20 protein-coding genes are annotated in these 22,894 nt (G+C 68.2%); 9 read left to right on the top strand and 11 right to left on the bottom strand.

Annotated features, from left to right (window positions below):
• Positions 1-112: 112 nt before the first annotated feature.
• Positions 113-577, top strand: coding sequence for an Lrp/AsnC family transcriptional regulator (locus tag OGL92_RS14545; RefSeq protein ID WP_263144598.1), 465 nt, complete (start codon positions 113-115; stop codon positions 575-577).
• Between the two features lie 97 nt (positions 578-674).
• Here the strand turns inward: OGL92_RS14545 and OGL92_RS14540 are convergent, their stop codons facing one another.
• The 3 genes from OGL92_RS14540 to OGL92_RS14530 all read right to left on the bottom strand — a co-directional run bounded on the left by OGL92_RS14540 (position 675) and on the right by OGL92_RS14530 (position 5,080).
• On the bottom strand, positions 675-2,735 hold the full coding sequence (locus OGL92_RS14540; RefSeq protein ID WP_263144594.1) for a TonB-dependent receptor: 2,061 nt from the start codon (positions 2,733-2,735) through the stop codon (positions 675-677).
• Positions 2,736-3,056: 321 nt separating this feature from the next.
• Positions 3,057-4,418 carry an inorganic triphosphatase gene (locus tag OGL92_RS14535; RefSeq protein ID WP_263144591.1) on the bottom strand — a complete coding sequence of 454 codons (1,362 nt, stop codon included), beginning with the start codon at positions 4,416-4,418 and terminating at the stop codon, positions 3,057-3,059.
• A gap of 83 nt (positions 4,419-4,501) precedes the next feature.
• Positions 4,502-5,080, bottom strand: a complete 579-nt coding sequence (locus OGL92_RS14530; protein ID WP_263144589.1) for a serine acetyltransferase — start codon at positions 5,078-5,080, stop codon at positions 4,502-4,504.
• A 150-nt stretch (positions 5,081-5,230) separates the two neighbouring features.
• Here OGL92_RS14530 and argE point away from each other — a divergent pair, with 150 nt between their 5' ends.
• The gene (argE, locus tag OGL92_RS14525) at positions 5,231-6,385 is read left to right on the top strand and encodes an acetylornithine deacetylase (RefSeq protein WP_263144586.1); all 1,155 of its coding nucleotides are present in this window, start codon (positions 5,231-5,233) and stop codon (positions 6,383-6,385) included.
• A gap of 197 nt (positions 6,386-6,582) precedes the next feature.
• Entirely contained in the window at positions 6,583-7,881 is a 1,299-nt protein-coding gene (argA, locus tag OGL92_RS14520; protein ID WP_263144583.1) for an amino-acid N-acetyltransferase, read from the top strand.
• Between the two features lie 73 nt (positions 7,882-7,954).
• On the opposite strand, the gene OGL92_RS14515 is transcribed toward argA, so the two are convergent.
• Positions 7,955-8,761 (bottom strand): cyclase family protein, encoded by an 807-nt coding sequence (locus OGL92_RS14515; RefSeq protein WP_263144581.1) that lies wholly within the window; start codon positions 8,759-8,761, stop codon positions 7,955-7,957.
• 75 nt (positions 8,762-8,836) lie between these two features.
• Between OGL92_RS14515 and OGL92_RS14510 the strand changes: the two genes are divergently transcribed.
• On the top strand, positions 8,837-9,238 hold the full coding sequence (locus OGL92_RS14510; RefSeq protein ID WP_263144579.1) for a carboxymuconolactone decarboxylase family protein: 402 nt from the start codon (positions 8,837-8,839) through the stop codon (positions 9,236-9,238).
• Positions 9,239-9,245: 7 nt separating this feature from the next.
• Here OGL92_RS14510 and OGL92_RS14505 read toward each other — a convergent pair whose 3' ends face one another.
• From OGL92_RS14505 to OGL92_RS14495, 3 genes are all read right to left on the bottom strand, one after another.
• Positions 9,246-9,455, bottom strand: coding sequence for a ribosome modulation factor (locus tag OGL92_RS14505; protein WP_263144578.1), 210 nt, complete (start codon positions 9,453-9,455; stop codon positions 9,246-9,248).
• A 209-nt stretch (positions 9,456-9,664) separates the two neighbouring features.
• Positions 9,665-11,251: a glutamate--cysteine ligase gene (gshA, locus tag OGL92_RS14500; RefSeq protein WP_263144576.1), complete on the bottom strand. Its 1,587-nt coding sequence runs from the start codon at positions 11,249-11,251 to the stop codon at positions 9,665-9,667.
• 209 nt (positions 11,252-11,460) lie between these two features.
• Positions 11,461-13,770 (bottom strand): Tex family protein, encoded by a 2,310-nt coding sequence (locus OGL92_RS14495; RefSeq protein ID WP_263144574.1) that lies wholly within the window; start codon positions 13,768-13,770, stop codon positions 11,461-11,463.
• Positions 13,771-13,975: 205 nt separating this feature from the next.
• Between OGL92_RS14495 and ompR the strand changes: the two genes are divergently transcribed.
• Together ompR and OGL92_RS14485 are read left to right on the top strand one after the other, a co-directional pair.
• Positions 13,976-14,710: a two-component system response regulator OmpR gene (gene ompR / locus OGL92_RS14490; RefSeq protein WP_263144572.1), complete on the top strand. Its 735-nt coding sequence runs from the start codon at positions 13,976-13,978 to the stop codon at positions 14,708-14,710.
• 153 nt (positions 14,711-14,863) lie between these two features.
• The gene (locus OGL92_RS14485; RefSeq protein ID WP_263144571.1) at positions 14,864-16,177 is read left to right on the top strand and encodes an ATP-binding protein; all 1,314 of its coding nucleotides are present in this window, start codon (positions 14,864-14,866) and stop codon (positions 16,175-16,177) included.
• A gap of 82 nt (positions 16,178-16,259) precedes the next feature.
• Here OGL92_RS14485 and OGL92_RS14480 read toward each other — a convergent pair whose 3' ends face one another.
• Genes OGL92_RS14480 through OGL92_RS14470 form a run of 3 tightly spaced genes read right to left on the bottom strand, consistent with a single transcriptional unit; the run spans position 16,260 to position 18,507 of the window.
• A complete protein-coding gene (locus tag OGL92_RS14480) occupies positions 16,260-17,165 on the bottom strand; it encodes an LD-carboxypeptidase (protein WP_263144569.1) in 906 nt (301 codons plus the stop codon).
• The gene (gene rimK, locus OGL92_RS14475; RefSeq protein WP_263144568.1) at positions 17,162-18,067 is read right to left on the bottom strand and encodes a 30S ribosomal protein S6--L-glutamate ligase; all 906 of its coding nucleotides are present in this window, start codon (positions 18,065-18,067) and stop codon (positions 17,162-17,164) included. Before rimK ends, OGL92_RS14480 begins: the two co-directional genes overlap by 4 nt.
• Positions 18,064-18,507 carry an ATP-dependent zinc protease gene (locus tag OGL92_RS14470; RefSeq protein WP_263144607.1) on the bottom strand — a complete coding sequence of 148 codons (444 nt, stop codon included), beginning with the start codon at positions 18,505-18,507 and terminating at the stop codon, positions 18,064-18,066. The genes rimK and OGL92_RS14470 overlap by 4 nt, the downstream gene beginning before the upstream one ends.
• Before the next feature lie 284 nt (positions 18,508-18,791).
• Here OGL92_RS14470 and OGL92_RS14465 point away from each other — a divergent pair, with 284 nt between their 5' ends.
• A complete protein-coding gene (locus OGL92_RS14465; protein WP_263144566.1) occupies positions 18,792-19,190 on the top strand; it encodes a S4 domain-containing protein in 399 nt (132 codons plus the stop codon).
• Between the two features lie 137 nt (positions 19,191-19,327).
• Here OGL92_RS14465 and OGL92_RS14460 read toward each other — a convergent pair whose 3' ends face one another.
• Positions 19,328-20,128 carry a phosphatase PAP2 family protein gene (locus OGL92_RS14460; RefSeq protein ID WP_263144564.1) on the bottom strand — a complete coding sequence of 267 codons (801 nt, stop codon included), beginning with the start codon at positions 20,126-20,128 and terminating at the stop codon, positions 19,328-19,330.
• 84 nt (positions 20,129-20,212) lie between these two features.
• Between OGL92_RS14460 and hslO the strand changes: the two genes are divergently transcribed.
• Both hslO and OGL92_RS14450 read left to right on the top strand, forming a co-directional pair.
• Positions 20,213-21,106 (top strand): Hsp33 family molecular chaperone HslO, encoded by an 894-nt coding sequence (gene hslO / locus OGL92_RS14455; protein ID WP_263144562.1) that lies wholly within the window; start codon positions 20,213-20,215, stop codon positions 21,104-21,106.
• Positions 21,107-21,294: 188 nt separating this feature from the next.
• Positions 21,295-22,836 (top strand): phosphoenolpyruvate carboxykinase, encoded by a 1,542-nt coding sequence (locus tag OGL92_RS14450; protein WP_263144561.1) that lies wholly within the window; start codon positions 21,295-21,297, stop codon positions 22,834-22,836.
• Positions 22,837-22,894 lie beyond the last annotated feature (58 nt).

Raw genomic sequence — 22,894 nt, 5'->3', positions numbered from 1 at the left:
GAGCATGCGCAAGATTTTCGCCGAGTGGACCCGGTTTATTTTGTCCGATTCGCCTTGATTCCAATATTTTGTGGATTAACGTGCCGGGTATCTTCCGCATTGGGGAATTTTTATGTCCATCACCCTGGACCCGTACGACCGCCGCATCCTCGCGCTTCTGCAAGAGGACGCCGAATTGTCCACGGCGGACATCGCCGAACGCGTGGGCCTGTCGCAGTCGCCCTGCTGGCGCCGGATCCAGCGGCTCAAGGACGAGGGGGTCATCCGCCGCCAGGTCACCCTGCTGGATCGCAAGAAGATCGGCCTGAACACCCAGGTCTTCGCCCAGGTGAAACTCAATGCCCACGGGCGTTCCAATTTCACCGAGTTCGCCGACGCCATCCGGCTGTTCCCGGAGGTCCTGGAGTGCTACGTGCTGATGGGCGCGGTGGACTTCCTGCTGCGCATCGTCGCCCAGGACATCGAGGCCTACGAGCGCTTCTTCTTCGAGAAGCTGTCCCTGGTGCCGGGCATCCAGGAGGTGAACTCCGTGGTGGCGCTCTCGGAAATCAAGTCGACCACCTGCCTGCCGGTGTAAGGCCATCGCGGGGTGCGAGCAGCCCGCGCTCCGCTTCGGCGCGCCTTCCCGGTTCGGTCGAGCGGGCCCGGTCTCCCGGGCCCGGGGTGGCGGAGGATCAGAAGTAGGCAGTGACGCCGGCGAAGTAGGCGCGGCCGGGCACGTAGAAGCTGCTCGAGCTGTCGCGGACGTCCTTGTCGAGCAGGTTCTGCACGCCGCCGTTCAGGGTCAGCCAATCGGTGAGGAGCAGGTTGGCGGTCAGGTCGTAAGTGGTGTACGGCTCGACGAAGTCATAGGCGACTCCGCGCTGCTTGCCGACATGCTGGGCGGAGAGTTCGGTGCCGAGCGTGTCGTTGACCTGCCAGTCGAGGGCGCTGAACAACGACAGCTTGGGCGCGCTGATGAGGTCTTCGCCGGTGGACAGGTTCTTGCTCTCGAGCATGTAGGTCGCGTTGCTGCGCCACTCCAGCCCGCTGGCCAGTGGGAGCCGGGCACTGCCTTCCCAGCCGCGGGTGCGCGCCTTCTCGGCGTTTTCCATCATGGTCCACCAGCGGCCCTGGTAGAAACCGAGGGGCGCGTACTCGATCTTGTCCTTGAAGTCGGTGTGGAAGTAGGTCAGGCCGAATGCCCAGCCGTCGCGGTCGAAGGACACGCCGATTTCCTTGTTGGTGCTGATCTCCGGGGCGAGGTCGGGGTTGCCGGCCATCCAGCAACTGCCGGTGACGTAGCCCAGCGGGCGCAGCGAGCCGCAGCCGCGTCCGCGGGAGTTGGTCGCCGCGCCGGCACTGCCTTCCTTCAGGCTCGGCGCCCGGAACCCCTTGGAGACGCCGCCGCGCAGGGTCCAGTCGGGGTGCGGGTGGTAGACCAGGTAGGCCCGCGGGCTGTTGTGGCTGCCGTATTCATCGCTGTGGTCGAAGCGGTTTCCGAGGGTCAGCGCCAGGTTTTCCAGGAGGTAAAGCTCGTCCTCGACGAAGGCCGCCGAGTAGTCGCCTTCCAGGGAGGAGCCGGACACCGGGCGGCCCTGGTAGTCCACCGGGACGGTGCCGAGGGTATCGGTGTTGGTCAGCTCCTCGCGTTTCCACTGCCCGCCCAGGGTCAGGCGTTGCCCCACCAGCAGCTCGAAGGGAATGTTCAGGCTGCCCTCGAGGATCTTCTCGCGGGCCTCGGACTTGCCCTCGCCGATGTCGTTCTTGAAGGTGTTCAGGTAGGCGTCCAGCTTCGACGAGCCGAAGTCCCAGTCGCCGGTGTGGGACAGGACGAAGCTGTCGCGGGTCAGCTTCTCCGCGCCAAAGGCCGCCGCAGCGGTCTCTTCGTACTCGCCGAAGGTCTTCTTCGAGCTCCAGGAGCGCTCCACGCCGTGCACCGCCTCGAACGACAGGTTCTGCCGGTCGTCGAGCTTCCAGTCCAGCAGGGCATTGAGGCTCTGGTCCTTGGCGCCGCCCGCGCCGACGTCGTACAGGTATTCGCCGTTGGCATCGCGCGGCAGGTCGATTTCGTCGGAGGCGCGGCGCGTCACGTTGGCCCCCAGGCGCAGGCCCAGGCTGTCGGTCAGCGGCCCGGACAGCGTCGCGCCGGTCTGGGTGGTCTGGCCACGGTCGGAGTCCTCGGGGACCGTCAGGTTGGTGTTGATCGAGCCCGACCAAGTCTTGGCCACCTTGCGGGTGATGATGTTGATCACCCCGCCCATGGCGTCCGAGCCGTACAGCGAGGACATCGGGCCGCGCACGACTTCGATGCGCTCGATCATGTTCGGCGCGATCCAGTTCAGGTCCTGGCGGCCCAGGTCGCGGCGGTAGTGGGTGTCCGCCGAATTGCCGACCCGTTTGCCGTCCACCAGGATCAGCGTGTACTTGTCGTCCAGCCCGCGCAGCTTGATCTTCGATTGCTCGCCGACCGGCCCGAAGCCGCCGGTGACGCCGGGGATGCGGCGCAGCAGGGTATTCAGGTCGTAGACCGGCTGCCGCTCGATTTCTTCGCGGCCGATGACGCTGACGCTCGCGGGCGCATCCTTCACATCCACCCCGGCGCCGGAGGCGGTGAGGAAGATCGCGTCGAGTTCGACGGCGTCCTGGTTGTCGGCCTCGCGGTTCTCCCGCTCCTCGGCCAGGGCGGAGGGCGCGATGAACGCCGTGCAGGCGGTGAGGCACAGGGTGTTCAGGAGGGCAGGTGAAAACTTCATGCAATCAGTCCTTTGTGTCTCCGCCGCACGCGGAGGGAATGCTCAAGGGAGGCGGACTGTAATGCAAATAGTTATCATTTAAAAGCGCGCAATCCCGTGCCTGACCGCTCTAGCCCGCGGCCCGCGGGCAGAGGTGCGGAATCCGTTTCAGTGAAGGCATCGAGGATCGGCGCGACGCGAGACCACCCGCGCGCCTCGGCGGTCGGGCCGAAGCGGCCCAGGGAGGCGGGGAGTCCTCGACGAAAAGCGGTTCGTCGCCGAGGGCGACCAGGCGAGGGAAGGGCCCGGACGCCGCGAGGCGGCGTCCGCGGTGGCCGGTGCCTAGCGCAGGGCTTTCCAGCCTTTCGAGGTCATCACGGCCTTCGCCTGCTCGACCCGGGCGGCCAGGGTCGGCTCGTCCAGGGGACGGTTGGCCAGGGCCTCGAGTTTGCTCAGTTCGCCGTACAGACGATCGGCTTCCGGCAGCTCGAGGCTGGCGCGCGCGAGGCGCAGCCAGACCAGCAGGCGCTCGAGGCGCGGCAGTTGCTCGGCGAGGTCCTCCGGCTGCTGCTGGTAGCGCTTGAGCGGCAGCTCGGCGGCCTCCTCGGCCAGTTGCCGGGGCAACCATTTGCCGAGGGGCGCGCTGCCCTGGCGTTCGCCGCGCGGGGTGCGGCCGACGCACCAGCCGCGGTTCAGCAGCCAGCGCGAGGCGTCCAGGGAGAAACGGCCCCAGCGGGTGCCCTGCAATTCCTCGGCGAAATCCTTCGGCGCCTGCTGGCGCACCCGTTCGTCGTCCTGGCCGGCGCGCAGGCGCGGCCGCCAGTCGGCCAGCAGCGCATCCAGGGTTTCCCGCAGCCCGCGGCTGCTGGCGCGGGGCGCGGCCTGGCCGAGGCTGCCGAGCAGGGCGCGCAGGTCGATCAGTTGGCGCAGCCAGTCTTCCAGCAACTTCCAGTGGCCGTTGAAGCGGTACTGTTCGGCGAGCCGCTGGCTGCTGCCGAGCAACTGCCAGGCGAGGGCGGCGAAGACCGCGTCGAGGCTGTGCGCCGGGTCCACCTGCGGCAGCGGCAAGGCCAGGGCATAGCTGTCGGCGTCGAACAGCCGGTAGCCGCGCTCGGCCTTGCTGATGTCGCAGGGCATCAGCGGCAGGTCGGCGGCCAGCTCCGCGGCCAGTTCCAGCAGCGCGTCGGGCTCGCCCTGGCGCAACTCCAGCTCCAGCTCGCAGATTTCTTCCTCGCGGCCTTCGACCACCACCTTGCCCAGGTCCAGGGCCGCTTCGATCATCACCTTGGCCTTGCCGCGGCCCCAGGCGATGTCGGCGCGCTGGCGGACGAAGTCGGTGGTGAAGATCGGCTGCAGGCTGGACTTGTCCAGGTCGGCGAGGCTGGCCGGCCAGCAGTCGTCGGTGAGCTTGTCGAAGTCCAGGCCGTCGCTGTCCAGGTACCAGTCCCACTCGTTGCGTTCGGACAGCCCGGCCACGCTCTGGCCGCGGCTCTTCAATGTCTGGATGAACTGCTCGCCGTCGCGGCGCAGGCGCAGCGCGACCCTGGCCTTGGCCAGGTCCCGCGCGGGGGTGTCGAAATAGCGGTTGAACAGCGCGTGGGTCTGCCAGCCGGATTTGTTGCGCTTCTTCAGCGCCGGGTGGTCGCGCAGGGCGTCGAGGGTTTCGCGGCTGACGCGCAACTTGATTTCGGTTTCTTTCTGCATGGGCTGCTGCGCCTCTGTTGGCAGGCGAATGGGTGGCTGGGGTCCGGCAGTGGAAGCCGCGTCACGCGGACTTCCCGCGGAACCTAGGACTGACGTTGGTTGCGCGTGCTGATCGGCGGATGCCCCCGGGTGTTTTCCACCAGGGTAGAGACATGCCGTGAGATATGGATGTGCCCGGCCGGGATGTCTTTGTTGACGAAGGACGCGGCGGCGATGGCGACGTCGTCGCCGATGCGCAGATTGTCGCCGATGATGCAGCTGTTGGCGCCGACGGAAACGTTGTCGCCGATGACGATGGGGCCGCTGTCGTCGTGTTTCTGACCGATGGTGGTGTTCTGGAACACGCTGAAATTCCGCCCGATGATCGCTTTGCGGGTGATCACGATGCCCACCGGGTGGGGAATGAACAGCCCTTCGCCGATCTGCGCTTCCAGCGGGATCTCGATGCCGTAGCGTTCGCCCAGGCGGTCGTTGAGGCGGCGTGCGCGGCTGCGCCAGAAGCCGCCGCGGGCGAACAGGAAGAGCGAGAGGCGGTACCAGAACAGGTAGCGGTAGCGCGCGCGCTGGCGGTACTTGCGCCACAGGCGTTTCCAGGTGAAGCGCTTGTGCTCGCCGCCGATGAGCTCGATGTGCCAATAGCGTTTGAGTTGTGCGAACGTCATGATCGTTTGGGGTCGAAAAGAACCGCGTGACTATACAGGTTTGCCGGCCATGCCGGGCGGCGGCCAGGGTTCGGCCCCGCCGGGCCGGGCGCGGTTCCCTCGCCGCGCCCGGTGCCCCATGATGCCGCCTTGTCCCCGGAGGAAACGACGATGCCGTTGCCCACCCTCAAAGACCGCTTCGCCGCGCTGATCGCCGCGCCTTCGGTGAGCTGTACCCAGCCCGACCTGGACCAGAGCAACCGGCCGGTGATCGACCTGCTGGCCGGCTGGCTCGACGAACTGGGTTTCCGCTGCGAAATCCAGGCCGTGGCGCCCGGCAAGAGCAACCTGATCGCCACCTACGGGCAGGGCCCCGGCGGCCTGGTGCTGGCCGGGCATACCGACACCGTGCCCTTCGACGACGCGCTGTGGCGCAGCGATCCATTGCGCCTGCGCGAGGCCGACGGGCGCTGGTACGGGCTCGGCAGTTGCGACATGAAGGGCTTCTTCGCCCTGGTCATCGAGGCGGTGGGCGAACTGCTCGACCGGCCTTTCCGCCAGCCGCTGCTGATCCTCGCCACTTGCGACGAGGAGAGCTCGATGGCCGGCGCCCGCGCCCTGGCGCAAGCCGGGCGGCCGCTGGGGCGCGCCGCGGTGATCGGCGAACCCACCGGGTTGCGCCCGGTGCGCCTGCACAAGGGGGTGATGATGGAGCGCATCGACATCCTCGGCCAGAGCGGGCATTCCTCCGACCCGTCCCTCGGCCACAGCGCCATGGAGGCCATGCACGACGCCATCGGCGAGCTGCTGGCCCTGCGCGCGCAATGGCAACGCGACTACCGCAATCCGCAATTCGGCGTGCCGCAGCCGACCCTCAACCTCGGCTGCATCCACGGCGGCGACAACCCCAACCGCATCTGTGGCCAATGCGCCCTGGAGTTCGACCTGCGCCCGCTGCCGGGCATGGACCCGGAACCCCTGCGCGCGGCGATTCGCGACAAGCTGCGGCCGGTGGCCGAGCGGCATCGCGTGCGCATCGACTACAACCCGCTGTTCGCCAGCCTGCCGCCCTTCGAGCAGAGCGCCGATTGCGAGCTGGTGCGGCTCGCCGAGCGCCTTACCGGGCACCGCGCGGAAGCGGTGGCCTTCGGCACCGAAGCGCCGTATCTTCAGCAACTCGGTTGCGAGACGCTGGTGCTCGGCCCCGGCGACATCGCCTGCGCCCATCAGCCCGACGAGCACCTGGAGTTGGCGCGCATCGAGCCGAGCGTGCGCCTGCTGCGCCGATTGATCGAACATTACTGCCTGGAGCCGTGGACGGGCTGAAGCCGTCGCGACTTCGTTCGTCCGTTCTGAAAGCCCGCCTCGCGGGCACGTCCGCCGTACCGACCGACCCGAGGAGTTTCCGTAGATGTCCCTGCGACGACGATGAACGCGCCGCCCCCTGCGGCCGTCCCGCTTCCGCACCGGGAGCGGCGGTCCTGATCCGCCCCCTCGCCACCGTTCGACAGGCTCTCGGAACCATGCACGACTACGTCAACTGGCTACGCCACGCAACGCCCTACATCAACGCCCACCGCGACTGCACCTTCGTGGTGATGCTTCCCGGGGAGGGCGTCGCCCACCCGAACTTCGGCAACATCGTCCACGATCTGGTGCTGCTGCACAGCCTCGGCGTGCGCCTGGTGCTGGTCCACGGCTCGCGCCCGCAGATCGAGGCGCGCCTGGCCGCCCGCGGGCTGACCCCGCGGTTCCACCGCGACCTGCGGATCACCGACACCCCGACCCTGGAGTGCGTCATCGACGCGGTCGGGCAATTGCGCATCGCCATCGAGGCGCGCCTGTCGATGGACATGGCCGCCTCGCCGATGCAGGGCTCGCGGTTGCGGGTGTCCGGCGGCAACTTCGTCACCGCGCGGCCGATCGGCGTGCTCGACGGCATCGACTACCACCACACCGGCGAGGTGCGGCGGATCGACCGCAAGGGCGTCGGCCGGCTGCTGGACGAGCGCTCCATCGTGCTGCTCTCGCCCCTGGGCTATTCGCCCACCGGGGAAATCTTCAACCTCGCCTGCGAAGACGTCGCCACCCGCGCGGCCATCGACCTGGGCGCCGACAAACTGATCCTCTTCGGCGGCGAGCGCGGCCTGCTGGACGCCAACGGCAAGCTGGTGCGCGAACTGCGCCCGCAGCAGGTGCCGGCGCACCTGGCCCGGCTCGGCGGGCAGTACCAGGCGGAACTGCTCGACGCCGCGGCCCAGGCCTGCCGCGCCGGGGTCAAGCGCAGCCACATGGTCAGCTTCGCCGAGGATGGGTCGCTGCTCACCGAACTGTTCACCCGCGACGGCGGCGGCACCCTGGTGGACCAGGAGCAGTTCGAGCAACTGCGCGAGGCGAGCATCGAGGACGTCGGCGGCTTGATCGACCTGATCAGCCCGCTGGAGGAACAAGGCATCCTGGTGCGCCGTTCGCGGGATGTGCTGGAGCGGGAGATCGGCCAGTTCAGCATCGTCGAGCGCGACGGCCTGATCATCGCCTGCGCCGCGCTCTACCCCATCGCCGATTCGGATTGCGGCGAGCTGGCCTGCCTGGCGGTCAACCCGGACTACCGCCACGGCGGGCGCGGCGACGAATTGCTCGAACGCATCGAGGAGCGCGCCCGGGCCCTCGGCCTGAAAACCCTGTTCGTGCTCACCACCCGCACCGCCCACTGGTTCCGCGAACGTGGCTTCCAGCCCAGCGGCGTCGAACGCCTGCCCGCCGCCCGCGCGTCCCTCTACAACTTCCAGCGCAACTCGCAGATCTTCGAAAAGGCCCTGTGAAGGCCACGGGCGTCCCGATGGGCGCCCGCGGTTGTCCGGCTTCTTCGACGCCTCTAGAACGGTGCGTCCAGCCCTAGGGCAGGATGGCGAAGACCCGCGCCGGGAACCCGGTGCCGCGGGCGATTTTCGGGAAGCTCACCACGGCCAGGGCGCCGGCTTCGGGTACCTGGTCGAGGTTGGCCAGGAGCTCGATCTGGTAGTGGTCGGTGCCGAGCACGTAGGACTCCAGGGAGTAGTCGTCGCGGCTGGTGGCGATGCCCGGGTCGGTGTCGGTGGTTTCGTGGCCCGAGGCGGTGATCTTGCGGGTCTCGTAGAGGTAGACCAGGGCTTCCTTGCTCCAGCCGGGGTAGTGGGCCACGCCCTTGTCGTCGGCGTTCTGGATCTTCGCCTGGTCCGGCCAGCGCTTCGACCAGTCGCTGCGCAGCGCCACGAACGCGCCCTCGGGCACCGCGCCGTGCCGGGCTTCCCAGGCTTTGACGTCGGCCAGACTGATCACGTAGTCCGGGTTCTTTTCCACTTGGGCATGGATATCCAGCACCACCAGGGGCAGCAGCTGTTCCTTCACGTCGAGCTGCTCGATGCTGCGCAGCCCTTTGTGGAAGTGCACCGGCGGGTCGACGTGGGTGCCCCACTGCCCGACGTGGCTGTACAGCTCGACCTGGAAGCCGTCCTTGTCGATGGTGTAGAGCGTCTTGCGCTGGGCGTCCTCGAAACCCTTCCAGTGGGGGACTTGCTCGTCGTAGGTGTGGGTCAGGTCGACCCAGGTGTGCGTCTTCAGGCTGGCGTAGGTGTCCCACAGGCCGGGTTGCGCGGCGTTCGCCAGGAGCGGGAGGCTGGCCACGGCGGCGAGCAGGGCTTGGCTCAAACGATGGTACTGCATCTGCGTTTTCCCCATGATGGAAGGCGGTCGCGCCGGTCGGCGCCGAGCCACTCAGAACATAAATGGAGGAATGTCATGTCGTCTAAGCACTTGATCGAATATGCAAATGCCAGCCAGGAGGTTCGCGAGGTGTTCGACGACATCATGGCGACGCGCCAGGTGGAACAGGTGAACAATTTCTGGAAGGCCCTGGCGCGACATCCGCAAACCCTGCGGCGCACCTGGAGCAGCATCAAGGAGGTGATGGCGCCGGGCGCCCTGGATCCGCTGACCAAAGAGCTGATCTACCTGGCGGTGAGCGTCACCAACAACTGCGAATACTGCATGGCCTCCCATGGCGCCGCGGCGCGCAAGGTGGGCATGGACGAGGCGATGTTCGGCGAATTGCTGGCGGTGATCGGGATGGCCAACGAGACCAATCGTCTGGCCAATGGCTACCGGGTGCCGGTGGACGACGCGCTGCGGGACGCGGATTGAGGCGGGCTCAGCCCACCGCCTGGAGCTTGTCCTGTTGCTGTGCCTGGCCGTCGTCCCAACCGGCCTCCCAGGCGGCCGCCAAGACATCCGCGGGGTAGGGTTGCAGGCTGGCGGGCTGGCCGGTGAGGCCGGCCATGTAGCCCTGCTGGTACGCCTTGTTCAGGGTTTCCAGGCTCCAGTGGCGATCATTCTCGGTGACGACGGCCGGTGACGGCATAAGCGCGACTCGCAACGAAGGTTTCCCCATCCTAGCCGTCGGTTTTCCGTCATGGCAGGGCTGTCGTGTCGCCCGAGGGCATGGATTGTCGTTTTTGTGACACCGCTCTCGCCGGGGGCGAGAAGCCTTCGAGGAAAGGGCACCGGAAGCGCGGAGGAGGGTCGTGGCGTACGAGGCCGCCGCGGACGTCGTCCGCGGCGGCCCGCCGATCAGACGCTGAGCAGGCCGAGGATGCTGGCCTGGTAGGCGGCGACGAAGGTGTCGAAGTCGCCGCTCGACGCGGCTTCCAGTTCGGCCTGCTCGGTCAGCGATTGGCTCGCCATGGCGTCGAAGTGCGCCTGTTCCGCGGCGCTCATCGGCTTGCTGCGGAAGTACTCGGCGTGGGCGCGGCTCTGGCGCAGGGCGAACTGGACGAAGCTCTCGCCACTGGCGCGCAGGTCCGCCAGCACCCGGGCCGACGGCGTCAGCTCGGGGTTCTCCAGCTTCGCCCACTGGGCGGCCAGAGCGCTGCGGTGACTGTCGCCGCCCTGCACCTGGTCGAGCAGCTCGGACAGGGCGCCGATCCGCTCCAGCAACTCGCCGGCCCAGGCATGCAGTTCGAGCGCTTGCCCGCCCCGTTGCAGGCGCAGCCCCGGACGCCGGCCTTCCTTGACCACGCGCTGGAAATTGTCGGTGCTGGCGCGGCATTCGTCGCCGGCCATCGGCGGGCTGTCCTGCAACGCGCAGTACAGCAGGAAGGCGTCGAGGAAGCGCGCCTCGGCCAGGTCGATGCCCAGCGGCAGGTAGGGGTCGATGTCCAGGCAGCGGACCTCCACGTACTGCACGCCGCGGGAGAGCAGCGCCTGCAGCGGACGTTCGCCGGTGTAGGTGACGCGCTTGGGGCGGATGCTCGAGTAGTACTCGTTTTCGATCTGGATGATGTTGGTGTTCAACTGCACCCACTCGCCGTTGCGCTGGGTGCCGATGGCCGCGTAGGGCGGGTAGGGCGTGGAGACTGCCTGGCGCAGGCTGTCGAGGTAGCTGTCGAGGCTGTTGTAGCAGGGCGTCAGGCCGGCCTGGGCGTTGTTCTGGTAGCCCAGGTCGCTCATCCGCAGGCTGGTGGCCCAGGGCAGGAACAGGGTGTCGGCATCCAGGCTGTCGAGCTGGTGCGGGCGGCCGCGCAGGAAGTTGCCGTCCAGCGCCGGCGCGGCGCCGAACAGGTACATCAGCAGCCAGCTGTAGCGGCGGAAATTGCGGATCATCGCGATGTAGCGCGCGGACTGGTAGTCGCGCGGGCTCTGGGTATCGCCTTCGAGGCCCTGCAGCAGCGGCCACACCGCCTCGGGCAGGGAGAAGTTGTAGTGGATGCCGGCGATGCACTGCATGGTCTTGCCGTAGCGCACCGCCAGGCCACGCCGGTAGACGTGCTTCAGCCGGCCGATGTTGGAGTCGCCGTAGCGGGCGATGGGGATCACTTCCTCGGGCGGCAGCCGGCCCGGCATCGACGGGCTCCACAGGTACTCGCCGTCGAGCTTGCTGTAGGCGTAGCGATGCACCTTCTCCAGCTCGTCGAGGGTCTGCGCGGCGTCGACGTGGGTGGGCGTGATGAACTCCACCAGGGCTTCGGAGTAGTCGGTGGTGATCTGCGGGTGGGTCAGGGCCGAGCCCAGCGCGCGCGGATGATCGGTGAGCGCCAGTTCGCCCTGGGGGTCGACGCGCAGGCACTCGCGTTCGATACCGTGCAGACACTGGCCGAGCAGCGACAGGTTGGCGCGCTCGCCCAGGACAGCCAGGCGGCGAGAGAGAAGATCGCTCAAAATTGGAATTCCTTCACGCGTCGATCGCCTCACTATGGGGGTGGATCGGACGCTCTACAAGGTCGAGGACGCAAATGCGTTGTCGCTTCGTCCCGGGTGGGAAAAGGCTTACACCAGACGCCTCGCCCTGAGAAGTCGGGCGGGCGCCGCGTTCCGGGCGAACCGGCGGACTCTCGGCAAGGCGGGCCCGCCAGGGGCCCGCCCGCGGCTCACTTCTTCTTGATCTGCTTAGCGTTGGCGAACAACGAGGCCATCGCTCCGCTGGCCGGCGCCGCGGCGGCGCGCGGTGCGGGTGCGGCGCGGGGGGCCGATTGGCGCGAGCCGCCACGGGGCCCCTCGACCTTCTCGCCGGGGGTGTCGCCCATGCGCATGGACAGGCCGACGCGGTTGCGCGGGATGTCCACCTCCATGATCTTGACCTTGACGATGTCGCCGGCCTTGACCACTTCGTAGGGGTCCTTGACGAATTTTTCCGAGAGCGCCGAGATGTGCACCAGGCCGTCCTGGTGCACGCCGATGTCGACGAAGGCACCGAAGTTGGTGACGTTGGTCACCACGCCTTCCAGCACCATGCCGGGCTTGAGGTCCTTGAGCGTCTCGACGCCGTCCTGGAATTCGGCGGTCTTGAACTCCGGGCGTGGGTCGCGGCCGGGCTTGTCCAGTTCCTTGAGGATGTCGGTGACGGTCGGCAGGCCGAAGCGCTCGTCGGTGAAGGCCATGGGGTCGAGGCGCTTGAGGAAGGCCGAGTCGCCGATCAGCGAGCGGATGTCGCGGCCGGTGTCGGCGGCGATACGCTGCACCAGGGGGTAGGTCTCCGGGTGCACCGCCGAGGCGTCCAGCGGATTCTCGCCGTTCATCACGCGCAGAAAGCCGGCGGCCTGTTCGAAGGTCTTCTCGCCGAGGCGCGCGACCTGCTTCAGGTCGGCGCGGGTCTTGAAGGCGCCATGGGCGTCGCGGTGGGCGACGATGTTCTGCGCCAGGGTCGCGTTGAGCCCGGAGATCCGCGCCAGCAGCGCCGCCGAAGCGGTGTTGACGTCGACGCCGACGGCGTTCACGCAGTCCTCCACCACCGCGTCCAGGGAGCGCGCCAGTTTCAGCTGCGACACGTCGTGCTGGTACTGGCCGACGCCGATGGATTTCGGGTCGATCTTCACCAGCTCGGCGAGCGGGTCCTGCAGGCGCCGGGCGATGCTCACCGCGCCGCGCAGGGACACGTCGAGGTCGGGGAACTCCCTGGCCGCCAGCTCCGAGGCGGAATACACCGAGGCGCCGGCCTCGCTGACCATCACCTTGGTCAGCTTGAGTCCGGGCAGCTTGCGGATCAGGTCGGCGGCCAGCTTGTCGGTCTCGCGGCTGGCGGTGCCGTTGCCGATGGAAATCAGGTCCACCGCGTGCTTGGCGCACAGCTTGGCAAGCACCGCGAGGGTGCCGTCCCAGTCGTTGCGCGGCGCGTGGGGATAGACGGTGGCGGTGTCGAGCACCTTGCCGGTGGCGTCGACCACCGCCACCTTGCAGCCGGTGCGCAGGCCCGGGTCGAGGGCCAGGGTGGCGCGCGGACCGGCCGGGGCGGCCAGCAGCAGGTCGTGCAGGTTGCGGGCGAACACGGTGATCGCCTCGTTCTCGGCCTTTTCCCGCAGTTCGCCGAACAGGTCGGTTTCCAGGTGGGTGTAGAGCTTCACCTTCCAGGTCCAGCGCACCACCTCGCCCAGCCATTTGTCCGCGGCACGGCCCTGGTTGGCGATGCCGAAGCGCTCGCCGATCATCGCCTCGCAGGGGTGCATGCTGCCCGGCAGCTCGTCGCCGACCTTCAGCGCGGCGCTGAGCACGCCCTCGTTGCGCCCGCGGAAGATCGCCAGGGCGCGGTGGGACGGCGCGTTGCGCAGCGGTTCGTCGTGTTCGAAGTAGTCGCTGAACTTGGCGCCTTCCTGTTCCTTGCCGGGCACCAGGCGCGCGGCGAGGGTGGCGTTGTCCTTGAGGAAGCCGCGCAACCGGGCGAGCAGGTCGGCGTCCTCGGCGAAGCGTTCCATGAGGATGTACTTGGCACCTTCGAGCACGGCCTTGGCATCGGCGAAGCCTTTTTCCGCGTCGACGAAGCGCGCGGCCTCGGCTTCCGGGTCCCGTGTCGGGTCGCCGAACAGCGCGTCGGCCAGTTCGCCGAGGCCGGCCTCCAGGGCGATCTGGCCCTTGGTGCGGCGCTTCTGCTTGTACGGCAGGTAGAGGTCTTCCAGGCGGGTCTTGGTGTCGGCCAGGTTGATCTCGCGGGTCAGCTCCGCGGTCAGCTTGCCCTGTTCCTCGATGCTGGCGAGGATCGCCGCGCGGCGCTCGTCCAGTTCGCGCAGGTAGCGCAGGCGCTCTTCGAGGTGGCGCAGTTGGGTATCGTCGAGGCTGCCGGTGACTTCCTTGCGGTAACGGGCGATGAAGGGCACGGTCGAGCCTTCGTCGAGCAGGGCCACGGCGGCGGCGACCTGTTGCGGGCGGACGCCCAGCTCTTCGGCGATACGGGTATTGATGCTGTTCATGAACCACCTGACGGATTGAAAAACAGGCCGGGCCTGGCGCAAAAAGGGCGGCATTATAACCATGCCCGGCGGCCCCCGCAGGACGCCCGCCCCCGACCTCGGGCCGGCGGGTGCTCCCGGAGGGGAAAAATCTGCTAACAATGGGCGTCGCGGCGCCGGCCGGCACCTGGGTCATAATGCCGCCCTGTCCTGTCTGGGAGATCCCATGAGCACCACCGCATTGCCTGCCGAGGGCGAAAAGATCCTGGTCGTCGACGACGACGCGCGGCTGCGCCGCCTGCTCGAACGCTTCCTCGAAGAACAGGGCTACCGCGTGCGCGCGGTGGAGAACGTCGAGCAGATGGATCGCCTGCTGTCCCGCGAGCTTTTCCACCTGCTGGTGCTCGACCTGATGCTCCCCGGCGAGGACGGCATGTCCGCCTGCCGCCGCCTGCGCACGGCGAACAACCAACTGCCGATCATCATGCTCACCGCCAAGGGCGACGAATCCAGCCGCATCCAGGGCCTGGAGCTGGGCGCCGACGACTACCTGGCCAAGCCGTTCAACCCGCGCGAGTTGCTGGCGCGGATCAAGGCGGTGCTGCGCCGCCAGGCGCCGGTGGTGCCGGGCGCGCCGGCCAGCCATGACGAAACCGTGCGTTTCGGCGACTACGAGCTGTTCCTGGCCACCCGCGAACTGAAGCGCGGCGACGACGTGCACATGCTCACCACCGGCGAGTTCGCCGTGCTCAAGGCGCTGGTACAGCACGCCCGCGAGCCCCTGACCCGCGACAAGCTGATGAACCTGGCCCGCGGCCGCGAATGGGACGCTCTGGAGCGCTCCATCGACGTGCAGATTTCCCGCCTGCGCCGGCTGATCGAGCCGGACCCGTCGAAGCCGCGCTACATCCAGACGGTCTGGGGCGTGGGCTACGTCTTCGTGCCGGACGGCAACAAGTGAAGCCGGCGCCCGCGCCGGAGGCCGCGCGCTGATCCGCCAGGCCCGGTTCTCCTCTCGCCGCCCCGTCAGCCGCAGCGCTGAAAGGCGCCGCCGGCGGTGCCAGGCTGGGCATCGCGGCTGTTCCTCCCGCGTTCCCACTTCGGCTTCGATCCCATGAAAACCCCCGTCTGGTTCCCGCAAAGCTTCTTCGCCCGCACCCTCTGGCTGGTGCTGGCGGTCGTGCTGTTTTCCAAGGCGCTGACCCTGGTCTACCTGATGATGAACGAGGACGTGCTGGTGGACCGCCAGTACAGCCATGGCGCGGCGCTGACCCTGCGTGCCTACTGGGCGGCGGATGCCGACGACCGCGACCACGTGGCCCGCGCCGCCGGCCTCAACCGGGTGCCGCGTACCCAGGTGCCGCCGGGCGAGCAGCATTGGCCCTACAGCGAAATCTTCCTGCGCCAGATGCAGGCCGAGCTGGGGCCGGAGACCGAGGTGCGGGTGCGGGTGCAGAGCCCGCCGTCGCTCTGGGTGCACGCGCCCAACCTGGGCAGCGACTGGGTGCAGGTGCCGCTCTATCCGCACCCCTTGCGCGGGCAGAAAATCTGGAGCGTGCTTGGCTGGTTCCTCGGCATCGGTTTGCTGTCCACCGCGGCGGCCTGGATCTTCGTGCGCCAGCTCAACGCGCCGCTCAAGCGCCTGGTGTTCGCCGCCCGCCAGCTCGGCCAGGGACGCAGCGTGCGCCTGCCGGTGAGCGAGACGCCGAGCGAACTGACCGAGGTGTACCGCGCCTTCAACCAGATGGCCGAGGACGTGGAGCAGGCGGCCCGCGAGCGCGAATTGATGCTCGCCGGGGTGTCCCACGACCTGCGCACGCCGCTGACCCGCCTGCGCCTGTCCCTGGAGCTGATGCGCGAGGACAGCGAGCTGACCGAGGACATGGTGCGCGACATCGAGGACATGGACGCCATCCTCGATCAGTTCCTCGCCTTCATCCGCGACGGCCGCGACGAGCGCGTCGAGGAACTGGACCTGGCCGAGCTGGTGCGCGAGGTGGCCGCGCCCTACAACCAGCAGGAAGAACACGTGCACCTGTACCTGGAGCCGCTGCCGCCGTTCCCGCTGCGGCGGGTGTCGATCAAGCGCCTGCTGGTCAACCTGATCGAGAACGCCCTGCGCCATGGCGGCGGCGGTGTCGAGGTGGCGGCCTTCATCGCCGGCGACAGCTCCGCGCCCTACATCGTGCTCAGCGTGCTCGACCGTGGCCAGGGTATCGACCCGGCGGAGCTGGGCGACATCTTCAACCCCTTCATACGCGGCGACCGCGCTCGTGGCGGCAAGGGCACCGGCCTCGGCCTGGCCATCGTCAAGCGCATCGCCGCCCTGCACGGCGGCAGCGTCGAACTGCGCAACCGTGCCGGCGGTGGCCTGGAGGCCCGCGTCTGCTTGCCCCTCGGCCTGCTGCTGCCGCGCGACGCGGTTTGAGGGCCGGGCTCAGACAAGGGAAGCCGCATGCCTGACCTAGCGCTCGGTGCCTGCCACCTGCGTCGGCGGGGCGCCGGGCCCCTCAGCCTCTCAGCACGCCGTCTTCCAGCGTGACCGTACGGCCATAGGGCCAGGCCAGGTTCAGCGCGGTATGCCCGCTGGGCAGGCCGTCGTAGAGCGGGACGCCCAGCGGACGCAGGTATTCGCCGACGATCTCTTCCAGGCTGTGGACCACGCCCTTGCGCGGGCAGTCGTTGAAGGTGCCCAGGCAAACCGCGCCGAGCCGCTCGGCATCGAGGCTGTCGAGCAGTTGCCAGAGGCTGCGCTCCAGGCGGTAGTAGGGTTCGCCGACATCTTCCAGCAGCAGGATCGCGCCATCCGGCGCCTGCATGCGCGCCACGGTGCCGGCGACGCTGGCCAGGGCGGTGAGGTTGCCGCCGACGAGCGGGCCGCGTACTGCATGGGTCGGGCCGGCCAGGTGCCGCGCGGGCAGTTCGCAGCGGTGCCCGGCCAGCAACTGGCCGAGGCTGGCCAGGGAGGCTTGGCGCGCGGCCTGCTCGGCGGCATCCGCCAGCGGCGATTGGCCCAGGACGGTGGCGACCGGACCGTGGATGGCCGGCAGGCCGTGGCGGTGAAAGGCGTCGAGCAGGATGGAGATGTCGGAAAAGCCGATCAGCGGCCTCGGGCTGGCCTGGCGCAGCCGCACCCAGTCCAGCCCCGGCAACAGCTGCGCGCAGCCGTAGCCGCCGCGCAGGCACCAGACCGCGCTCACCTGCGGGTCGGCGAAGGCTTCGTAGAGATCGTCGTGGCGCTGCTCCACGGTACCCGCCAGGTAGCGGTGGCGGGCGCGGGCATGGCGCCCCAGGTGATAGTCGATGCCGGCCGCCTGCAAGGCCGCGAGAGTCGCCTCGAGGACGTCGTCGGCGATCGCCGAGGCGGGGGCGATCAGCGCCAGCCGGCCCGGCAGGGGGAAGTCGAAGCCGCTCATCCCTTGCCCTTGGTGCGAGTGAGGCCGTGCTCGGCGTTCTTTTCCAGGTACTCGATGACCAGCCCGGCGACGTCCTTGCTGGTGGTTTCCTCGATGCCTTCCAGGCCGGGCGAGGAGTTCACTTCCATCACCAGCGGGCCATGGTTGGAACGCAGGATGTCGACCCCGGCCACCGACAGGCCCATCACCTTGGCCGCGCGAAGCGCCGTCATGCGTTCCTCGGGGGTGATCTTGATCAGGCTGGCGGTGCCGCCGCGGTGCAGGTTGGAGCGGAATTCGCCGGGCTTGGCCTGGCGCTTCATCGCCGCGATCACCTTGTCGCCGACCACGAAGCAGCGGATGTCGGCGCCGCCGGCTTCCTTGATGTACTCCTGGACCATGATGTCCTGCTTCAGGCCCATGAAGGCCTCGATCACCGATTCGGCGGCTTTTTCCGTCTCGCAGAGCACCACGCCGATGCCCTGGGTGCCTTCCAGCACCTTGATCACCAGCGGCGCGCCGTTGACCATGCGGATCAGGTCCGGTACGTCGTCCGGGGAGTGGGCGAAGCCGGTGACCGGCAGCCCGATGCCCTTGCGCGACAGCAGTTGCAGCGAACGCAGCTTGTCCCGCGAGCGGCTGATCGCCACCGACTCGTTGAGCGGGAACACCCCCATCATCTCGAACTGGCGCAGCACCGCGCAGCCGTAGAAGGTGACCGAGGCGCCGATCCGTGGGATCACCGCGTCGAAGCCTTCCAGCGGGCGGCCGCGATAGTGGATCTGCGGCTTGTGGCTGGCGATGTTCATATAGGCACGCAGGGTGTCTATCACCACCATTTCATGCCCGCGTGCCTGGCCGGCTTCCACCAGGCGTCGAGTCGAATACAGGCGCGGATTGCGCGACAACACGGCGATTTTCATTGGCCACCTGGCAAGGTATCGAAGGCCGGCAGAACCGGCTTGTCTTGAACGTAGGACAGCGCGGGGTTGACCATCAGATGGCCGTCCACCAGCGCCTTGGAGCCGATCAATACGCGGTAGCGCATGTTCTTGCGGCAGGTCAGGGTGAATTCGATCGGCCACACCCGGTCGCCGAGGACCATGGTGGTGCGGATCACGTAGCGGGTCTGGGCGTGGCCGTTGGAGCTCTTGATGGTCTTCATCGAGACCATCGGCGCCTCGCAGCGATGGCGCCGCTGCACCAGGGTGCCGAAATGCGCGGTGAAGCGTACCCAGCGCTCGCCGTCGCGCTCGAACGGCTGGATGTCGCTGGCGTGCAACGTGGAGGTGCTGGCGCCGGTGTCGATCTTCGCGCGCAGACCGACCATGCCGAGCTGCGGCAGGGCGATCCATTCGCGCAGGCCGATCACGTTGAGCTGGGCGAGGACGTTCACGCGGGGGTTCCCGCGCCGTGCGGGTTCGCCACGCCGGAGCGGGCGCCGCATGGGCTGGCGATGGCGGACAAGCGGTTCTCCTTGCGCAGTGCGTCCGACGGGCGCGTCGTGCCGGCATTCTAGTCCTGGCGTATGACAAGCGCACCCGCGCCGAGGTGCGGGGAATTTTCGCGGGCGTGGGCAGGGGTTACCATCGGCCCGGTAAACAGCGGGCGACGCGAACTGCGCCACAGGGCGCAACGGAGGAAGGCTTGGCTACGAGCGAACGTGACGAGGACAGGGTCCGCCTGGACAAGTGGCTGTGGGCGGCCCGGCTGTACAAGACCCGGGCCTTGGCCAAGGCGGCCATCGAGGGCGGCAAGGTGCATCAGCGCGGCGAGCGCTGCAAGCCCAGCCGCGAGCCGCGGGTGGGCGAGGAGTACGTGGTGCGCACCGGTTTCGACGAGCGCACCCTGGTGGTCCGCGCCCTGTCCGGGGTGCGCCGCGGCGCGCCGGAGGCCCAGGCGCTCTACGAGGAGACCGAGGAGAGCCGGGTGCGCCGCGAGGCCACGGCGGAGTTACGCAAGGCCGGCGCCCTGGGCATGCAGACCGATGGCCGGCCGAGCAAGAAGCAGCGCCGGGACATCAGCCGCTTCCGCGACGCATTCTGATATCCCGGCTCAGGGACGCCCGGTTAAGGGACAATCGGCCAGGGATGCCCGCTCAGGGGCGACCGGCGAGGAGCGCCCGGCCCGCGTAGGGTGGAAAACCGCGAAGCGTTTTCCGCCGCCCCGGCCACCCGACACGCTCAAGGCAAGCGCACGACGCTCAGGCGATTCAGCAGCGGCACCCGCGCGAGTGCGCGGAACACCGGCGCGGTCAGGCGCATCAGGCGTTCGCTGGCCCAGGCGGCGAAGGGTGTGTACATCGACCAGGCGAGGGCCGGCAGGGCCATCGCCAGGCCGCCGATGTAGTCGTCGGACGCCCAGTGGGCGCCGGCCACCAGCCGCGGGAACATGAACAGCAGAGCCAGGCCGCCGATCACCAACCCTTGCCAGGCGGTGCGCACGAAGCAGCCGAGGAACAGCGCCCAGATCATCAGCACCGAGGCGTGGTCGCCGGGAAAGCTGCTGCCGGAGCGGTCCTTGAGCTCGTAGCGACGCTCCCATTCGGGGAAGAAGTCCGACAGGTGGACCGCGCCGTCGAGCTGCTCGCTGGGGCTGGCGTGCTGCCAGCCGAGGTGTTTCGCCAGCTTGGAGAACAGCACGCGGATCACCAGCAGCAGGATCAGCGTGGCGATGAAGCCAAAGGTCGCCGCCCGCGCCTGCACCGCCGGATACAGCCAGTCGCCGCGGATCAGCAGGGACAGCAGGATCAGCCCGACCAGGATGTCGAACGGCCGCAGGCTGGCGACCGCCCAGACGTGACGCCACAGCGCATTGTCCGCCAGGGGCGCGTTGAGCAGGTGGAACAACCTCGTATCGAACCCGAAGAACGCGGCGCGAACCGGCTCGAACAGCCAGAGGCCAAGCAGTACCAGGGCGATGGCATGACACAGCAGAAAGCGCGTCCAGCGCCATTCGGCTTGGAACAGGTGTGCTTTATCCATAAAATCCAGGATTCTCTTACGACGGGGGTGATGGCGCGCTTTATAGCGAGCGTCCATCCCTTTGTCATCCTTGCGAGTCTTCCCATGCCCGTCACCGATCACACGCAACGCTTCCTTTTCGACGACACCGACGTTCGCGGCGAGCTGGTCGTGCTCGGCGAGAGCTACGGTCACGTGCTGGCCAAGCACCCCTATCCGGAACCGGTGGCGCAGCTGCTCGGCGAAATGCTCGCGGCCGCGGCGCTGCTGGTGGGCACCCTGAAGTTCGACGGCCTGCTGATCCTCCAGGCGCGTTCCGCGGGCGCGGTGCCGCTGCTGATGGTCGAGTGCGCCAGCGACGGCGACGTGCGCGGCATCGCCCGCTACCACGACGAACAGATCACCCCGGGCGCCGGGCTGCGCCAGCTGATGCCGGAAGGCGTGCTGACCCTGACCGTGGAGCCGCGCGACGGCCAGCGCTACCAGGGCATCGTCGGCCTCGAGGGCGAGACCCTGGCGGAGAGCCTGTCGGTGTACTTCGCCCATTCCGAACAATTGCCGACGCGCTTCTGGCTGAGCGCCGACGGGCGCCGGGCACGCGGCCTGCTGGTGCAGGCGTTGCCGGCCGACCGCCTGAAGGACCCCGAGGCGCGCGCGGCCAGCTGGCAGCACCTGACCACCCTGGCCGATACCCTCACCGCCGAAGAACTGCTCGGCCTGGACAACCCGACCCTGCTGTATCGCCTGTACCACGAGGAGGCGGTGCGCCTGTTCGACCCGCGTCCGCTACGCTTCCGCTGCAGTTGTTCCCGCGAACGTTCCGCAGGGGCGTTGGTGAGCCTGGGCCGGGAAGACGCCGAGCGGCTGGTGCAGGAGCAGCACGGCGAGGTGGTGATCGATTGCCAGTTCTGCAACCAGCGCTATCGCTTCGACGCCGCCGACGTGGCCCAGCTGTTCGCCGGTGGCGGCAGCGGGGCGCCGTCCGGGACCCGTCATTGATCCGGATGACGCATCGCGTACGTGACCGTTCGCGTATATTCGGTCACGTTTCCACCCCGCTGACCGGAGGTTCCTACCCACAGCGGGCTTTTCTGGCATAATCGCGCGCACTTTTTTCGTCGTGGCGAGCACCCCGTGCCCGCTACAAACCGTCTGCAGCACTCGGCTCCGGCCGATGGGGAGTCTCGATGACGCAAGCCACTACCGTCTACACCGATATCAGCATCGCCCAGCTGGTGGAAGAAGCCATTCGCCGCGGCGAAGGCGAACTCGCCGCCAACGGCTCGCTGGTCGTCAGGACCGGCCATCGCACCGGTCGTTCGCCGGTCGACCGCTTCATCGTCGAAGAGCCTTCCACCCGCGAATCCATCGCCTGGGGCCCAATCAACCGGCCTTTCCCGGCGGACAAGTTCGACGCCCTCTGGGAGCGCGTCGAGGCCTACCTCGGCGAGCGCGAGACCTTCGTCTCCCACGTTCACGTGGGGTCCGATCCAGAGCACTACCTGCCGGTCAAGATGACCACCGAGACCGCCTGGCACAACCTGTTCGGCCGCTGCCTGTTCATCAACCCGGAAAAATTCAACCCGGCCAGCCGCCGCGAGTGGCAGATCCTCAACGCGCCCTGGTTCGTCTGCGAGCCCGAGCGTGACGGCACCCATTCCGACGGCACGGTGATCCTCAACTTCGCGCAGAAGAAAGTGCTGCTGGCCGGCATGCGCTACGCCGGTGAAATGAAGAAAGCCATGTTCGGCGTGCAGAACTACCTGCTGCCGGAGAAGGACGTGCTGCCGATGCACTGCGCCGCCAACATGGGCGAAGACGGCGACGTCACCCTGTTCTTCGGCCTGTCCGGCACCGGCAAGACCACCCTGTCCGCCGACGAGAGCCGCTACCTGATCGGCGACGACGAGCACGGCTGGGGCGTCGACGTGGTGTTCAACATCGAGGGCGGCTGCTACGCCAAGTGCATCGACCTGACCGAGAAGAACGAGCCGGTGATCTGGCGCGCCATCCAGTTCGGCGCGGTGCTGGAGAACGTCGTGCTCGACCCGCAGACCCGTCTGCCCGACTACACCGACGCCAGCCTGACCCAGAACAGCCGCGCCTGCTACCCGCGCGAATTCATCGCCAAGCGCGCCGAGCTGAACCTCGGCGGCGAGCCGAACGCGGTGATCTTCCTCACCTGCGACCTCACCGGGGTGTTGCCGCCGGTGTCGATCCTCAACAACGAGCAGGCGGCCTACCACTTCCTGTCCGGCTACACCGCGCTGGTCGGGTCCACCGAAATGGGTTCCGGCAGCGGCATCAAGTCGACCTTCTCCACCTGCTTCGGCGCGCCCTTCTTCCCCCGCGCGCCGCGCGAGTACGCCGAGCTGCTGATCAAGCGGATCGACGGCTTCGGCTCCAAGGTCTACCTGGTCAACACCGGCTGGACCGGCGGCGGCTACGGTGTCGGCAAGCGCTTCAGCATCCCCACCACCCGTGGCGTGATCGCGGCGATCCAGAGCGGCGCGCTGATCGGCGCGGAGACCGAGCACCTGGACATCATCAACCTGGACGTGCCGAAGGCCGTGCCGGGCGTCGATACCGTCCTGCTCAACCCGCGCAACACCTGGGCCGACCCGGCCGCCTACGACGAGGCGGCGAAAGGCCTGGCCAAGCAGTTCATCGAGAACTTCAAGAAGTTCGACGTGACCGACGCCATCAAGAACGCCGGCCCGCATCTCTAAGCGGTCACCGCGCCACGACGAAGCCGCCTCCGGGCGGCTTCGTCTTTTTCGCGCTACG

Source organism: Pseudomonas sp. RIT-PI-AD (assembly GCF_025642785.1).
GTDB lineage: Bacteria > Pseudomonadota > Gammaproteobacteria > Pseudomonadales > Pseudomonadaceae > Pseudomonas_T.
The sequence above is the reverse complement of the archived record's forward strand: the minus strand, read 5'-3'. Positions and strand labels throughout refer to the sequence as shown.

Excerpts from the sequence above, each read along its gene's own strand:
- OGL92_RS14545 (WP_263144598.1), top strand. The coding sequence starts at position 113 with ATGTCCATCACCCTGGACCCGTACGACCGCCGCATCCTCGCGCTTCTG.
- OGL92_RS14540 (WP_263144594.1), bottom strand. The coding sequence starts at position 2,735 with ATGAAGTTTTCACCTGCCCTCCTGAACACCCTGTGCCTCACCGCCTGC.
- OGL92_RS14535 (WP_263144591.1), bottom strand. The coding sequence starts at position 4,418 with ATGCAGAAAGAAACCGAAATCAAGTTGCGCGTCAGCCGCGAAACCCTC.
- OGL92_RS14530 (WP_263144589.1), bottom strand. The coding sequence starts at position 5,080 with ATGACGTTCGCACAACTCAAACGCTATTGGCACATCGAGCTCATCGGC.
- argE (WP_263144586.1), top strand. The coding sequence starts at position 5,231 with ATGCCGTTGCCCACCCTCAAAGACCGCTTCGCCGCGCTGATCGCCGCG.
- argA (WP_263144583.1), top strand. The coding sequence starts at position 6,583 with ATGCACGACTACGTCAACTGGCTACGCCACGCAACGCCCTACATCAAC.
- OGL92_RS14515 (WP_263144581.1), bottom strand. The coding sequence starts at position 8,761 with ATGCAGTACCATCGTTTGAGCCAAGCCCTGCTCGCCGCCGTGGCCAGC.
- OGL92_RS14510 (WP_263144579.1), top strand. The coding sequence starts at position 8,837 with ATGTCGTCTAAGCACTTGATCGAATATGCAAATGCCAGCCAGGAGGTT.
- OGL92_RS14505 (WP_263144578.1), bottom strand. The coding sequence starts at position 9,455 with ATGCCGTCACCGGCCGTCGTCACCGAGAATGATCGCCACTGGAGCCTG.
- OGL92_RS14495 (WP_263144574.1), bottom strand. The coding sequence starts at position 13,770 with ATGAACAGCATCAATACCCGTATCGCCGAAGAGCTGGGCGTCCGCCCG.
- ompR (WP_263144572.1), top strand. The coding sequence starts at position 13,976 with ATGAGCACCACCGCATTGCCTGCCGAGGGCGAAAAGATCCTGGTCGTC.
- OGL92_RS14485 (WP_263144571.1), top strand. The coding sequence starts at position 14,864 with ATGAAAACCCCCGTCTGGTTCCCGCAAAGCTTCTTCGCCCGCACCCTC.
- OGL92_RS14480 (WP_263144569.1), bottom strand. The coding sequence starts at position 17,165 with ATGAGCGGCTTCGACTTCCCCCTGCCGGGCCGGCTGGCGCTGATCGCC.
- rimK (WP_263144568.1), bottom strand. The coding sequence starts at position 18,067 with ATGAAAATCGCCGTGTTGTCGCGCAATCCGCGCCTGTATTCGACTCGA.
- OGL92_RS14460 (WP_263144564.1), bottom strand. The coding sequence starts at position 20,128 with ATGGATAAAGCACACCTGTTCCAAGCCGAATGGCGCTGGACGCGCTTT.
- hslO (WP_263144562.1), top strand. The coding sequence starts at position 20,213 with ATGCCCGTCACCGATCACACGCAACGCTTCCTTTTCGACGACACCGAC.
- OGL92_RS14450 (WP_263144561.1), top strand. The coding sequence starts at position 21,295 with ATGACGCAAGCCACTACCGTCTACACCGATATCAGCATCGCCCAGCTG.